A 15,178-nucleotide genomic window follows, 5' to 3' on the forward strand; every position below is an offset into this window, starting at 1 on the left:
ATATCTTTTGAATACGGTAAATACAAGGGTTGTAATGGTTTCAGAAAACCGTTATAATATATAAAGTGTATCTGGAGCTCAGTGGATAGAGTGATGCCCTCTTAAGGGCTAGGTGGAACAAACGCCTTTTGATATGATAACTAGTTAAAATTGAATAGAGTTTTAAGAATGTCCCAGTACCTCAGCAGGATAGAGGGTTCGCCTCCTAAGCGAAACGCCGCAGGTTCGACTCCTGTCTGGGACGCCACAAACTCCGCTGAAAGCCTTATTTTACAAGGTTTTCAGCGTTTTTTATTTATGGCTTTCTATTTACGCTGAATACGAATTGTTTTCAATCAGTCATTTTTTTATTCGATATTTTTTAAGAATTTTAAGGAAGTAGGCTTGCTTTGCAGAGCGGTACGGTTCAAAGGCAACAGGACTGTTCCGTCTTTCCAAAATGGCAGTTTCCACATCATCAATCAGACGTAAAGCTGCGTCCCATATTAGTCAGCTTTCTTTTTATAAAATCTCTTGTAGGCTGCGAAGATAAGAACAGCACTGGAAATTCCAAGCATAGCTATGGCGAACCACATTTATTCAAGCAGAGACATTAAAACTGCATGTATGGTGTTTGATTCTGAATATATTACCTGGCTTGCCATCAGTGAAAGACCTACCGATACAAGAACTCTGATTCCGTTTTTAAAAGAAATCTTAGCTGATGCTGGATATGAAAGTGAAGAAAACTACATGTTTATAGAAGAAAATCAACAGCTTGCATTTATCAAACCATAGAATTATGAAATTTCAAAAACTAGAAAGCACAGGAAAAGACACCAGCCGTATAGAAAACATGGATTACAACGATGATAATGATACTTATTGTTGCAGAAATGGACAGATACTGACTGTTCGGTATGAGAAAAAAGAAAAAACTGTAAGTGGTTACAAAAGAACAGTTACGGTGTATCAATGCAATCATTGTAAAGACTGTCCATTCAAAACAGAATATATCAGGGCAACAATCGCAAGACCTCAATGGAAGAACGTCAAAAAGTGTTTTTTGTTTCAAAAATAATGAAACAGAAACGATTGGGAACACTGGAAAGGGTTACCAGCGATTATGGAACATAGTTGCGGATGAACCGGAGCATTCAGGCAGAAGGAGACTTTGCAGTGATAAAAGGAGATAGGGATTCCAGATGCTATTTATATCACGGAAAAGAAAATGTTACTGTTCAGAGTATTATTTTGAAAATATCATAAATATTGAGTCAAAACTATACTGAGAGGAAACGAACTAATTTTCAAAAGAATAAAATAACAGAACCAGCATTGTTTACACCGGATGATATTACCAAAAAATAGAAAATTTTCTAAAAATTTGAGCTTTTTCGTTCTCGGAAAACATCATTCAAAAATTTGCTTCTTTGAAAGATGTGGAAAGAATTGCAGAATTTTACACAGCAAATGGGGTGTTGCCTGTTTATAAGATATAAAGATCAGGAGATATAAGCACAGTATTTGAATTACAGGGGATAATTATAGAATGCAGGAATTGCCTTGTAAAAGTATACCGTCTTTTTTGGATTTATGGTAAAATGATTGAATCAATAAGCGAAAAAAAACATACCCTGTTGCTAGGGAGGTTCAAAAATGAGAAAACCGGGAAAAGTTATTTTATTTCTTATACTGGCGGCTGTATTGACAGTACAGCCATCATGGAAAGTACTGGCAGAGGAAGTGCAGACAGATCAGAATGTGTCTGAAGAAGCAGAAATGACAGAAGAAGAAAAGCAGGCAGCAGAAGAAAAAGAAAAACAAGAATCCTATGAGACAGTGCCGGATACAAATGTAATAAAAGATTGGCCTCAGGGACCAAACATATACGGAGCGTCTGCGATTGTTATAGATATGGACAGCGGCGCCGTACTTTATGAAAAAAGAGCAGATGAAAAACAGTATCCTGCAAGTATTACAAAACTTCTTACTACTTTAGTAGCACTGGAAAATGGAGAACTTGCGGATGAGATTATTTTTTCGGAAGACAGTATTTCTTTTTTGGAATATGGGGATGCCAGTATAGGAATGACACCTGGAGAAATTCTGACATTGGAGGAAGCTTTATATGGGGTACTTTTAGCGTCCGCAAATGAAGTTTCCTATGCGGTGGCAGAAAACATCGGACAGAAAATGGGTGGAGGATATGCTGCTTTTATCCAGAAAATGAATGACCGTTCAATAGAGCTGGGCTGCACAAGATCGCATTGGGTCAATGCAAATGGGCTCCATGACGAAGAACATTATACGACAGCACACGATATGGCGCTAATTGCTTCCGCAGTTTATAAAAAAGAAGTATTTCAGACGATCATGCAGTCTCTTTCTTATACGATCCCTCCGACTAATTTGATGGAAGAAGAAAGGGTGCTCTGGCAAAATCATAAAATGCTCTGGCCGGAAAATTATTATTATTATGCATACTGTACCGGTGGAAAAACCGGATATACAGATCAGGCTAAGACCACACTTGTGACAATGGCAGATAATGGCTCTATGCGGCTGGCAGCAGTAGTTTTGCACGACTATGGTGTATCTGTTTATGATGATACACGGGCAATGCTGGATTATGCCTTTGAAAATTTTACCAGGCTCCCTTTAGAAGTTGAAGAAAATACAGAGTTAAAAAAGAAAATAGAATCTTTCAAAGATAATACGTATGTGACGGTGCCAAAGGGCGTAACTCTTTCCGATCTGGAGTCAAAGATTACAATTATGGATGAGAAAGAAGGAACAGGGCTTGTTACGTACAGATATAAAGGAGAAACTGTGGGAAGCGTCCATGTGAAATTGACAAAAGAATATATGGAAAGTCAGGGAAGCGAACAGGATATAAAGATCGAACAGAAAGAAAATGAAGAAAAGAAATCTCCTGAAGCAGGCGATCCCGACAGGAATATAAAGGCAAGAGTCAGTATAGGTATTGCAGCGATATTGCTGGTGCTTGTATTGATGATAGGAATGAAATATAGAAAAATATAAATTTAATTGACGAACTGCCTTATAGAGAAAAGGTAAAATTTATATAGAAGGTACGCAAAGAAACACTGTGTCAGAACACAGGACAGGACCCGCTTTACCTCATCCGTTCGAGTGGTTCTAAGCACAGAACATCGACGTGTCCATTGGAACACGCAGATGTACTGCGCTAAGAACCAGGCGAACTGTATTCGGAACGCTCCTGTCAATGCCCTGCTTATCTGACATAGTGTTTCTTCGCTGTCTCTTCCAATCAGAAGTTTCACTCTACTATCAGAAGGCAGATTCCTCAATTAAATTTCAGAAAAAAAGACGACCTCACGTTGCTACAGACTTCCAAACAGAAGTGTTTTTTGCCTTCTGGCGGAAATGCGCAGCAGCGTGAAGTTGATTTTTTAAACAGAAACATGAACTTAAGCGGCGAAAGTGTATGCATGAAATGTATGTTTTGCGTGAGCGAGGAATTTCGGCAAAGCCCTGACGAGCGATGCAAAACATACATTTCATGCGCCCTTTTGCCATTTGACTGCATATTTCTTTTGTCAGTTAAATTTATATTTTATTTCTCATGAATTCCCGGACGGTTTCTATATCTGTTTCCAACATTTCTGCGATATCTTCAGCAGAGTATCCCTTCTGGACTTTCTTTTTTACCAATTCCTGTAGTTTTTGTAGTCCGCCCTGTGCCAGCCCCTCTTTTAATCCGGAAGCATGACCTTCCTCTCGCGCTTCATTTTGTTCTATAATTTTTTCTTCCCAAGCCTGCATATATTTAACTCCAATCTTTTCACTGGATTTGATCGTCTGGATACGTTTCTGGATCTTATGGATCCGCTCACTGGCGCAGTTCCTGCTCACTTCCTCCGTGGTGTGCTCCATATATTTGAGGAGTTCCACCAGTTCTTCCGGCACACCTTCTGTATTCTTTCCGTGTGTGTTCAGGAAGATACGGACAGCGTCATCTCCTAGGGAGAGTTCCGGCACTTCTTCACACTGCATGCGGAAGGTATAGCGGTACAATCCGTATCCGAACAGGTCAAAGGGAAAGATCAGGATGATATACACGGGATTTAATTTCTGGAAGCCTACCTCTCCCGGAGTTAAGAGATTCGAGTCGATCAATGCCTGGTAGAAGCGGCTCCGTTTTGGCAGGTTTCCCGTATTGTTCTGTTGGACTTCTGTATTATAGACCGTGTCCTGCTCATACATTGCCCATACATCCAGCCGCACATAGCGATTCAGAGGATGGGTGCGCTGTTCCTTTTCCGTCTGGGGAAGCAGTTTTAATACGACTTCTTTGCCTAAGATGATCTCCAGTATATCACGCATAGTATCCGGGTCGTCCGCCGCCTGTGCGAATAAAAAACGATCCAATAGGTTCAAATCCTTCAATGGTTTTTGTCTTTGTTCCATATGTACTTTTCTCCTTCCATTATAGGGAAAAGCCCACTGGTTTACAACACTTTTCCCTAAATTGCCTGCGACGTGGATTTTCATTTCAGCGACATATATTTTCCTGCATCTACGTGTGGCATGACACTGGAAAAATTTGTCCGGCACAGGTATGTGATCTTGTTTCTTTGGGTAAATGTTTGCGAATATCCCGGATAAAGATCCGGATATACCGACGTTCCAGTAACTGGATAAATATAGAATGATCTGTATAAAGCAGATCATCAGACTGTGTTTTAGAAAAACACAAAATTTTTTTCTAGATGCGCATCTAAAAAGATACTTTCACTCTAACACAACAAAAGATAAACTACAACAAAAAATATAAGTTTGATCGACCCGGAATCAAAAGCTGCTGTCAAACTTTTGGAATGATGTTTCATAAGTGGTCAGCACAGGATACTTATGATAAAATGGAAATAAGTAGTTGTGCAGTTTCTATATGGATGGAGCCGAAAGGAGGATAAGGTCATTGAAAAGATACAGATGCAGTGTTTGCGGGCATATTTATGATGAAGAGTTGGAAGGAAAACCTTTTTCAGAGTTAAAGGAATGTCCGGTCTGCCATCAGACAACAGAAAAGTTTACTGTTTATAAAGAGGAAAAAACAGGAAAAGTACAAGAAAAGAAAGAAGTAAAATTGGAATATCCAAAGGAATTCGTCCGACAGGATGAAGATAGCAGATATATGCAAGAAATCCATGAAATTGCAGTGACCGGGAAAAGTATCTCGGCTTCTATGGGAACAGAACTGCCTATGCCAAACTGGGATGATATTCTCTTATTAGGCGCACAGTTGGACCCTATGCCCTTAGAAGAGAGTGCGGCGGTGAGGACTGAGACGGTGATCGGAAAGCACGCACGTAAACCGCTTATCCTGAAAAATCCGGTTTACATTTCCCACATGTCCTTTGGAGCTCTTTCAAGAGAGGCAAAGATATCCCTTGCAAAAGGCTCTGCTATGGCCCACACTGCTATGTGCTCAGGAGAGGGAGGTATTCTTCCGGAAGAGATGGAGGCGGCGGACAAGTACATTTTTGAATATGTAGGAAACTTGTATAGCGTTACTCCAGAAAATCTGCAGAAGGCGGATGCAATTGAGATCAAGATCGGACAGGGTACAAAGCCGGGAATGGGAGGACATTTACCGGGTGAAAAAGTAACGAAAGAAATCAGTGAAATAAGAAATAAACCGATAGGAAAAGATATTATTGCACCTGCGAGATTTCCGGGCGTTGAGACAAAGGAAGATTTAAAGAACTTGATCAGTCAGTTAAGATATGCTTCTGAGGGAAGACCCATAGGAGTGAAGATCGCAGCAGGAAGGATAGAGAGAGATTTAGCTTTTTGTGTGTATGCAGAACCGGATTTTATCACGATAGATGGAAGAGGAGGCGCAACAGGTTCTTCCCCAAAATTATTAAGAGATAGTGCAAGCGTTCCGACGATTTACGCATTATACAGAGCCAGGAAATACCTTGACAGTATCCATTCAGATATTAGTCTGATCATTACAGGAGGCCTGCGTGTATCTTCTGATTTTGCCAAGGCGATCGCCATGGGGGCAGATGCTGTGGCAGTTGCTTCTGCGGCTCTGATCGCAATGGCATGCCAACAGTATAAGATCTGTGGGACGGGAATGTGCCCTATGGGTGTTGCGACACAGGATGAGGAATTGAGATTTCGTCTGCATGAAGATGCGGCGGCAGCCAGAGTGGCAAATTTCTTAAACGTTTCTCTGGAGGAATTAAAAATGTTTTCCAGAATTACAGGACATGAGGATATCCATGATTTGTCTGTGGAAGATTTATGTACAATAAACAGGGAGATCAGTGAGTTTACGAATATTCCACATGCATAATGTATGGAAATAACGTGTTTATACTCTTGACTATTTTTAATATTCTACTTATAATAACCATGTATAAACAGAAAGAAAAGGCTGTGACAAAGACAGTAGACTATATTTGAACGTTAAAGCGAGCCGGGGAGGGTGAAAGCCTGGTACCAGTAGGATATTTTCGAACATCACTTTTGAGCCGCAGTTCTCGAAACGAAAGATTTTCTTTTGCAGAAAACGAAGAAGGAGTAGAGACTGACGCAGGTTCCGGCGTTATGAGGGACACATATACAAACCGCAAGGTTTAAGTATGTCGTAACAGGTGGTGAAACGTAAGCAGAAGGCTTTCGTCCTATTACAGGGCGAAGGTCTTTTTTATTCCATAGGGAATTGCTTCCTATGAAATAAAAATGCTCCGCAAGGAGGCGCACTCGTGTGAAGATGTAACATGCCGCAAGCGATCCGCTTGGCGCAAAGAAAGGAAGAAGAAAATGTATAAGAAAGTTTCCACAGACATGAATTTTGTAGAAAGAGAAAAAGAAATTGAAAAGTTTTGGGCGGATAACCAGATATTCCAGAAGAGCATGGAAGAAAGAGAAGGCTGTCCGGAGTATACATTCTATGATGGACCTCCGACAGCAAATGGAAAACCCCATATTGGACATGTGCTGACCCGTGTGATCAAAGATATGATCCCAAGATACCGTACAATGAAAGGGAGTATGGTTCCAAGAAAAGCGGGATGGGATACACATGGCCTGCCGGTAGAACTGGAAGTAGAGAAGCTGCTGGGATTAGATGGAAAAGACCAGATCGAAGAATATGGTCTGGAACCGTTTATCGACAAATGTAAAGAGAGTGTATGGAAATACAAAGGTATGTGGGAAGACTTCTCTAGTACGGTTGGTTTCTGGGCGGATATGGAACATCCATATGTCACATATGACAATAATTTCATCGAGTCTGAATGGTGGGCATTAAAACAGATCTGGGATAAAAAGCTGCTATATAAAGGCTTCAAGATCGTACCTTACTGTCCACGCTGTGGGACACCGCTTTCGGCACAGGAAGTGGCACAGGGCTACAAGGATGTAAAAGAACGTTCTGCGATCGTAAGATTTAAAGTAAAAAACGAGGATGCATATATCCTTGCATGGACGACGACGCCTTGGACTTTGCCGTCCAACTTGGCTTTGTGTGTACATCCTTCGGAAGTCTATCTGAAGGTAAAGGCAGCAGACGGGCGGGTATACTATATCGCAGAAGCGCTTGCCGATAAAGTACTCGGAAAACTATCAGAAGAAGGAAAACCTGCCTATGAAGTATTAGAGACATATGTGGGAACAGATCTGGAATATAAAGAATATGAGCCTCTTTATCAGTGTGCTGCAGATAGCGCAGAGAAACAAAAGAAGAAAGCCTTCTTTGTCGTATGCGATACTTACGTAACGATGACAGACGGTACAGGTATCGTGCATATTGCGCCGGCATTCGGTGAAGATGATGCCAGCGTAGGAAGAAAATATGATCTGCCATTTGTGCAGCTTGTAGATGAAAAAGGAAATATGGGAGAGACGACTCCATTTGCAGGCGTATTTGTGAAAAAAGCAGATCCTATGGTTTTAAAAGATCTGGATGAAAGAGGACTGCTTTTGGATGCTCCAAAATTCGAGCATAGTTATCCGCATTGCTGGAGATGCGACACACCGCTTATTTATTATGCACGTGAATCTTGGTTTATCAAGATGACAGCAGTAAAAGAAGATCTGATTGCCAATAACAACACGATCAACTGGATCCCAGAAAGCATTGGAAAGGGACGTTTCGGAGATTGGCTGGAAAATGTTCAGGACTGGGGAATCAGCAGAAACCGCTACTGGGGAACTCCGCTGAATATATGGGAATGTGAATGTGGACATATGCATTCTGTGGGAAGTATCGCAGAGTTGAAAGAGATGTCTCCAAATTGTCCGGAAGATATAGAACTGCATCGTCCGTATATTGATGATGTGACGATTACTTGTCCGGAATGTGGAAAACAGATGCACCGAGTGCCGGAAGTGATCGACTGTTGGTTTGACAGCGGCTCTATGCCATTTGCACAGCACCACTATCCATTTGAAAATGAAGAGATATTTAAACAGCAGTTCCCGGCAGATTTTATTTCTGAAGCAGTAGATCAGACGCGTGGTTGGTTCTATTCTCTTCTGGCTATTTCTACGCTCTTATTTAATAAAGCGCCATACAAAAATGTTATCGTGTTGGGGCATGTGCAGGATGAAAATGGACAGAAGATGAGTAAGTCTAAGGGAAATGCCGTAGATCCGTTTGATGCGTTGGAGACATACGGAGCAGATGCGATCCGTTGGTATTTCTATGTCAACAGCGCTCCTTGGCTTCCAAACCGTTTCCATGGTAAGGCGGTGACGGAAGGACAGCGCAAATTTATGGGAACATTGTGGAACACGTATGCATTTTTCGTACTTTATGCGAATATAGATGAGTTTGACGCTACAAAATATACATTAGAATATGAAAAATTATCTGTTATGGATAAATGGCTTTTGTCTAAACTAAATACGTTGATCCGCACAGTAGATGAAAATCTTGCCAATTACCGGATTCCGGAATCGGCAAGAGCGCTGCAAGAATTTGTAGATGATATGAGTAACTGGTATGTAAGAAGAAGCCGCGAACGTTTCTGGGCAAAAGGAATGGAACAGGATAAAATTAATGCATATATGACATTGTACACAGCGCTTGTCACAGTTTCCAAAGTAGCTGCTCCGATGATTCCGTTTATGACCGAAGAAATCTATCAAAATCTTGTAAGAAGTATTGATAAGACGGCTCCGGAAAGTATACATTTGTGCGATTTCCCTGTTGCGGAAGAAAAATATATTGACGCAGATCTGGAAGCGAATATGGAAAATGTTCTGAAATTAGTCGTTATGGGGCGTGCATGCAGAAATGCATCTAATATCAAAAACCGTCAGCCGATCGGACAGATGTTTGTAAAAGCGGGATTTACACTTCCGGAATTCTACCAGGATATTGTGACAGATGAGCTAAATGTAAAGAATGTAAAATTTACAGAGGATGTCAGAGAATTTACTTCATATAGTTTTAAACCGCAGTTAAAGACCGTAGGTCCTAAATATGGTAAAATGTTAGGCGGGATCAAAGCGGCGCTTGACGCAGTAGATGGAAACGCGGCTATGGATGAGATAAATGAGACCGGCGCGCTTAAGCTGTATGTGAATGAACAGGAGATCACGCTATTTAAGGAAGACTTACTGATCGATACAGCACAGATCGATGGATATGTTTCAGAAAATGATAACGGCATCACGGTCGTACTGGACACAAATCTGACAGAAGAACTTTTAGAAGAAGGATTTGTGAGAGAAATCATCAGCAAAGTCCAGACAATGCGTAAGGAAGCAGATTTTGAAGTTATGGATAGGATCTGCCTGACTTACAAAGGAAGTCAGAAAGCCGAGGAGATCTTTGCAAAATATAATACGTCTATCGGCGGGGAAGTATTGGCAAAAAGTGTTGTAAATACACAGCCTTCCGGTTATGTAAAAGAGTGGAAGATCAATGGAGAAGCCGTTACAATGGGCGTTGAGAGAGAGGATATGTAACATATATGTATGGTAAAAGATTTGAAAAAGAAACATTTAAAACAGCAGTAAAAGATAACGTGAAGACCCTTTATCGCAAAACGATAGACGAGGCTACGCCGCAGCAGATATTTCAGGCTGTTTCCTATGCGGTAAAAGAAGTGATCATTGATGACTGGCTGGCGACGCAGAAGGCATATGACGAGGCGGATGCGAAGACAGTTTACTATATGTCTATGGAATTTCTGATGGGGCGCGCTCTTGGAAATAACCTGATTAATATGACTGCATACGGAGAAGTAAAAGAAGCGCTTGCGGAGATGAACATAGACTTAAATGTGATCGAGGATGAAGAGCCGGATCCGGCTCTTGGCAACGGCGGCTTAGGCCGTCTTGCCGCCTGCTTTTTAGATTCCCTTTCTACATTGAATTATCCGGCGTATGGCTGCGGGATCCGTTATCGTTACGGTATGTTTAAGCAGAAGATCGAAAATGGATACCAGGTAGAAGAACCGGACAATTGGCTCAAAGAGGGAAATCCATTTGAGTTGAGGAGAGAAGAATACGCAAAAGAAGTACGGTTTGGCGGTAATATCCGGTTCGAGAAAGATCCGGAGACAGGGAAGGATATATTTATCCAGGAGAATTATGAATCTGTTTTGGCGATTCCCTATGATATGCCTATTGTCGGATATGGAAATCATGTAGTGAATACTTTGCGTGTATGGGATGCAAAGGCGATCACCGATTTTCAGCTGGATGAATTTGACAGAGGAAATTATCACAAGGCGGTAGAGCAGGAAAATCTGGCGAAATTGATCGTAGATGTCCTTTATCCGAATGATAATCACTATTCCGGCAAAGAATTACGTTTAAAACAGCAGTATTTCTTTATTTCCGCAAGTCTGCAGGCAATGATAGCAAAATACAAGAAGAGGCACAGTGATATCCGGAAATTATACGAGAAGGTGGTCATTCAGATGAATGATACACATCCGACGGTAGCAGTTCCGGAGTTAATGCGCCTGCTGATCGATGAGGAAGGACTAAACTGGGAAGAAGCATGGGAAGTTACATCCAAAACCTGTGCTTACACAAACCATACGATTATGGCAGAAGCGTTGGAAAAATGGCCCATTGATTTATTTTCCCGTCTTTTGCCGCGTATTTACCAGATCGTACAGGAGATAGACCGCCGGTTTCTTATTCAGGTGAGAGCGAAATATCCGGGCAATGAAGAAAAAGTCAAGAAGATGGCAATTCTTATGGATGGCCAGGTGAGAATGGCAAATATGGCGATCATTTCTGGTTTTTCCGTAAACGGTGTGGCAAAGCTGCATACGGAAATCTTGAAACACCAAGAATTGAAAGATTTCTATGAGATGTTTCCAGAGAAATTTAACAATAAGACAAACGGTATCACACAGAGACGTTTTCTGGCACATGGAAATCCGCTGCTTGCCGGCTGGATCACAGATAGGATTGGGGACGGTTGGATCACAGATCTGTCGAAAATAGCAAATTTGAAGCCTCTTGTCAATGATGAGCAGGCAAGACGGGAATTTATGCAGATCAAGTATAAAAATAAAGTACGCCTGGCAGAATATATTAAGAAGCATAATGGAATCGAAGTAGATCCCCGTTCCATCTTTGATGTACAGGTAAAACGTCTCCATGAATATAAGCGGCAGTTTTTAAATATTCTGCACATTATGTATCTGTATAACCAGATAAAGGAGCATCCGGAAATGTCGTTTTATCCAAGAACTTTTATTTTCGGAGCAAAAGCGGCTGCAGGATACCAGCGTGCGAAGGAGACGATCAAGTTGATCAATTCGGTTGCAGATGTCGTTAATAATGATAGGAGTATCAATGGAAAACTTAAGATCGTATTTATAGAAGATTACCGTGTATCCAACGCAGAATTGCTTTTTGCCGCTGCAGATGTAAGCGAACAGATCTCTACCGCTTCAAAAGAAGCATCTGGAACCGGGAACATGAAATTTATGCTGAACGGCGCTCCCACGCTTGGAACAATGGATGGGGCTAATGTAGAGATTGTACAGGAAGTCGGAGAAGACAACGCGTTTATTTTTGGTTTAAGCTCCCAGGAAGTCATTGATTATGAAAATCATGGCGGCTATAATCCTTTAGATATTTACTTTAACGATTGGGAACTAAAACGAGTCATTGATCAGTTGATGGATGGAACATATGCGAATGGCGATCATGATATGTATAAGAATCTGTATAATTCCTTACTGAATACACAGTGTACTGCGCGTCCGGATGTATATTTTATATTAAAGGATTTCCGCTCTTATGCAGAGGCGCAGAAAAAGGTCGAGCAGGCATATCGGGATGAACAAAGATGGTCTAAAATGGCTCTTCTCAATACTGCGTGCAGCGGTAAGTTTAGTTCAGACAGGACAATAGAAGAATATGTGGAAGATATATGGAAATTAGAAAAAATACAGGTTCCGTCAGGACAGTTTTTTTAGCCTGATGGTGGATAGCAAAAGGAGGTGTGGTTTTGGAGTATAGTTATGAATATAGTTATGATATGCCACTGGGAACACAGGAATCAGCTATAGCAGGTGTTTTATCGATTTATCTGATCATTCTGCTTGTCTGCATGGTATTTTATTTGCTCAGTTATATTTTTAAGGCGATCGGGGTTTATACGATGGCAAAAAGACAGAGAATGGATTACCCGTGGCTTGCTTTTATCCCATTTGCCAGAACATACTTGCATGGAGAATTGGCGGGGCGTATCGGGTTAAAAAATAAGACGATTAAAAATCCAGGTATTTGGCTGTTGGCATTTCCATTTATTTATGGGGTTATAGGAACTGTGTTCTATATTATCTTTATTGGAATTATGGGAATCAATGCCTTTATGAGTTTTGCAGGCTACGCGGATGGAAATGTGGGGAGCGCGGTATCTTTTGGAGTAAATTCCATTATAGGGATGATCATCTGGCTGCTCCTATTTGTACTGGTAAGTATACTGTACGAAGCAGTTTATAAAGTACTGGCTATACTTATAAACCATCAGATATTTATGAGGTTTACTTCCAAGAATATGTCGATCGCACATGCAGTGCTTAGTGCAGTGGTCCCACTATATGAGTCAATTTGTTTCTTTGTGATGAGAGATAAGGGGTATAATCCGGGAATGGAGCCGGATATACCGACACCCCCGGTGACACCGCTTCCTCCGATACCGCCTGTACCCCCAGTACCGCCGGAAGCAAAGCCTACGGCACCATCGACACCACCTACAGAAGAAAAACAGTCTGTATCACCGGGACTTCCGGAAGACTCGGCAAAGTTGGATGCTAAGGAAAAAACAGAACAGGAATAAAGAAAAACAGCTCTTCATATATTAGAATATGGAGGGCTGTTTTTATGGGACAACGGTATATAAGACAAAAATTAAAGGCGCTTGGCGCTTTTATATTTATTCTTATTTTACTGCCTTATGTTATTTCTGTATTTGTAAACGGAGCAGATGAAAAAGAAGACAGGGCAGAGAGAGTATATGTTCGGGTAAAGATACACAGTGCGGATCAGCAGAAAGTACTCGAAGTTCCCTGGAACGAGTATTTCCTTGGCGTACTGGCAAAAGAGATGCCGGAGGATTATGAAGATGAGGCGGTAAAAGCACAGGCAGTACTTGTAAGGACAATGCTTTATAAAGAAATCGAGGAAGCAGAAGATCAGATCTTGACAGAACCCTATCTTACTGCGGAAGAACTGGAAAAGAAATGGGGGGCAAAAGAATATAAAAAGTATTATGAAAAATATTCGAAGGCTTTTACAGAGACAAAGAATCAGGTTCTATTCTATAATGATACTTATGCATGGACGCCTTTTCATCAATCCAGTACCGGGACTACGCGAAGCGCTCAGGAAGTACTGGGGACAGAAGAGTATCCCTATTTGACGGTAAAAGAATGCACACAGGATAAAGAGGCGGAAGATGAAATGCAGGTACATACTTTTTCTTATAAAGAAATACAGGAAAAGTGCAAAGATTTTCTGGTAGCAGAAAAAGAAGAAACGGCAAAGAAAGGATATTCGTTTTCTGATCTAGAAATACTATCCTATGATTCGGCGGGATACGTTTTGGATTTCAAAATAGGAGAAACAGTATGTACAGGTGATCAGTTTCGAGATGCGTTATCGCTTCCGTCCAGTGCGTTTTCTCTAAAAGACAGTGAAGGAAAGCTGAAGATCACGACGACAGGAAAAGGACACGGACTAGGGATGAGCCAATGGACGGCAAATGAATTGGCAAAAGAGGGGAAGACGTATGAAGAAATCCTGCAATATTTTTTTGAAGGTACGAATCTGACAGATGTAGGAGAAATATTTGCAAAAGCAGAATAACCCATTGCTTTTCTGGCAAAAATAATGCTAGAGGTGATGATAATGAATAAAAACGAAAAGCCTTCTATTTTCAGAAGTAAAGGCGCCGCGGCTGGCGTTGTGATCTGTTTTGTTGCAGTGATTGCGATGGTTGGAACATTTACATTCAACAAGTATGAAAAACAGATGGATGAACAGGTGGCGAAAGCTGAAAAACAGGCAGAAGAATTAGCAAAAGACAAAAGTAAAGAGACAACAGCAAATGATATTGTCCTTCCGGAAGCAGACAGAGATACATCTATGCAGACAGAAGAACAGACAGAAGATACACAACTGCAGCAGACAGAAGGAGAACAGGGGGGAAATACAGACGCAGAGACGGCCGGCGATACATCAAATGTTTGGTTTTCAGAAGAAAGTGTCCTTGCATGGCCGGCAAGCGGAGCAGTACTGATCAATTATAGTATGGATCAAACTGTATTTTTCTCCACACTAGAACAATATAAATATAATCCCGCTCTGATCATTGGCGGAGAAGTCGGAGAAACGATCGCTGCTTCTGCGGCGGGCATTGTGATGAATATTGAAGAAAGCGCGCAGACAGGTACTACTGTGACACTGGATATGGGAAATGGATATGCTGCTGTTTATGGACAATTAGCGGATGTCTCGCTGGCAGTGGGAGACTATGTGGGTACAGGAGAGACACTTGGAACTTTAAATGAACCAACAAAATATTATACAGTAGAGGGACCGAATTTGTATTTTGCAGTGACAAAAGACGGAACCCCAGTCAATCCTCTTGACTTTATGTAAAAACTGCGGCGGGATCCTGTTCCTGCCGTATCTTTTATTTTATAGGAAA

General features: G+C 41.3%; 10 protein-coding genes and 1 tRNA gene. 10 read left to right on the plus strand and 1 reads right to left on the minus strand.

The window, feature by feature from the left end; translation table 11 throughout:
- The first annotated feature begins 170 nt into the window (after positions 1-170).
- The 4 genes from WKT01_RS13150 to WKT01_RS13160 all read left to right on the plus strand — a co-directional run bounded on the left by WKT01_RS13150 (position 171) and on the right by WKT01_RS13160 (position 3,024).
- A tRNA-Arg gene (locus tag WKT01_RS13150) sits at positions 171-247 on the plus strand.
- A gap of 314 nt (positions 248-561) precedes the next feature.
- The gene (locus WKT01_RS13155; protein ID WP_117974746.1) at positions 562-777 is read left to right on the plus strand and encodes a hypothetical protein; all 216 of its coding nucleotides are present in this window, start codon (positions 562-564) and stop codon (positions 775-777) included.
- A gap of 58 nt (positions 778-835) precedes the next feature.
- Positions 836-1,060, plus strand: a complete 225-nt coding sequence (locus tag WKT01_RS13775; protein ID WP_270396139.1) for a transposase — start codon at positions 836-838, stop codon at positions 1,058-1,060.
- A gap of 578 nt (positions 1,061-1,638) precedes the next feature.
- Entirely contained in the window at positions 1,639-3,024 is a 1,386-nt protein-coding gene (locus tag WKT01_RS13160) for a D-alanyl-D-alanine carboxypeptidase family protein (RefSeq protein WP_117974748.1), read from the plus strand.
- A gap of 549 nt (positions 3,025-3,573) precedes the next feature.
- Here the strand turns inward: WKT01_RS13160 and WKT01_RS13165 are convergent.
- Positions 3,574-4,434: an Rpn family recombination-promoting nuclease/putative transposase gene (locus WKT01_RS13165; RefSeq protein ID WP_117975889.1), complete on the minus strand. Its 861-nt coding sequence runs from the start codon at positions 4,432-4,434 to the stop codon at positions 3,574-3,576.
- A 511-nt stretch (positions 4,435-4,945) separates the two neighbouring features.
- Here WKT01_RS13165 and WKT01_RS13170 point away from each other — a divergent pair.
- The 6 genes from WKT01_RS13170 to WKT01_RS13195 all read left to right on the plus strand — a co-directional run bounded on the left by WKT01_RS13170 (position 4,946) and on the right by WKT01_RS13195 (position 15,129).
- Positions 4,946-6,334 carry a glutamate synthase-related protein gene (locus tag WKT01_RS13170; protein ID WP_117975888.1) on the plus strand — a complete coding sequence of 463 codons (1,389 nt, stop codon included), beginning with the start codon at positions 4,946-4,948 and terminating at the stop codon, positions 6,332-6,334.
- Between the two features lie 470 nt (positions 6,335-6,804).
- The gene (ileS, locus tag WKT01_RS13175) at positions 6,805-9,960 is read left to right on the plus strand and encodes an isoleucine--tRNA ligase (protein ID WP_117975812.1); all 3,156 of its coding nucleotides are present in this window, start codon (positions 6,805-6,807) and stop codon (positions 9,958-9,960) included.
- Positions 9,961-9,965: 5 nt separating this feature from the next.
- Positions 9,966-12,440, plus strand: coding sequence for a glycogen/starch/alpha-glucan phosphorylase (locus WKT01_RS13180; protein WP_059066935.1), 2,475 nt, complete (start codon positions 9,966-9,968; stop codon positions 12,438-12,440).
- A gap of 32 nt (positions 12,441-12,472) precedes the next feature.
- Complete coding sequence (locus tag WKT01_RS13185) at positions 12,473-13,306, plus strand: RNA-binding protein (protein WP_117975813.1); 834 nt, start codon at positions 12,473-12,475, stop codon at positions 13,304-13,306.
- 44 nt (positions 13,307-13,350) lie between these two features.
- Positions 13,351-14,334: a SpoIID/LytB domain-containing protein gene (locus WKT01_RS13190; protein ID WP_117975814.1), complete on the plus strand. Its 984-nt coding sequence runs from the start codon at positions 13,351-13,353 to the stop codon at positions 14,332-14,334.
- A gap of 42 nt (positions 14,335-14,376) precedes the next feature.
- Positions 14,377-15,129, plus strand: coding sequence for a M23 family metallopeptidase (locus WKT01_RS13195; RefSeq protein ID WP_059066929.1), 753 nt, complete (start codon positions 14,377-14,379; stop codon positions 15,127-15,129).
- Positions 15,130-15,178: the final 49 nt, after the last annotated feature.

Source organism: Mediterraneibacter sp. ICN-202921 (assembly GCF_037890075.1).
Classification (GTDB): Bacteria; Bacillota; Clostridia; order Lachnospirales; family Lachnospiraceae; genus Mediterraneibacter; species Mediterraneibacter massiliensis.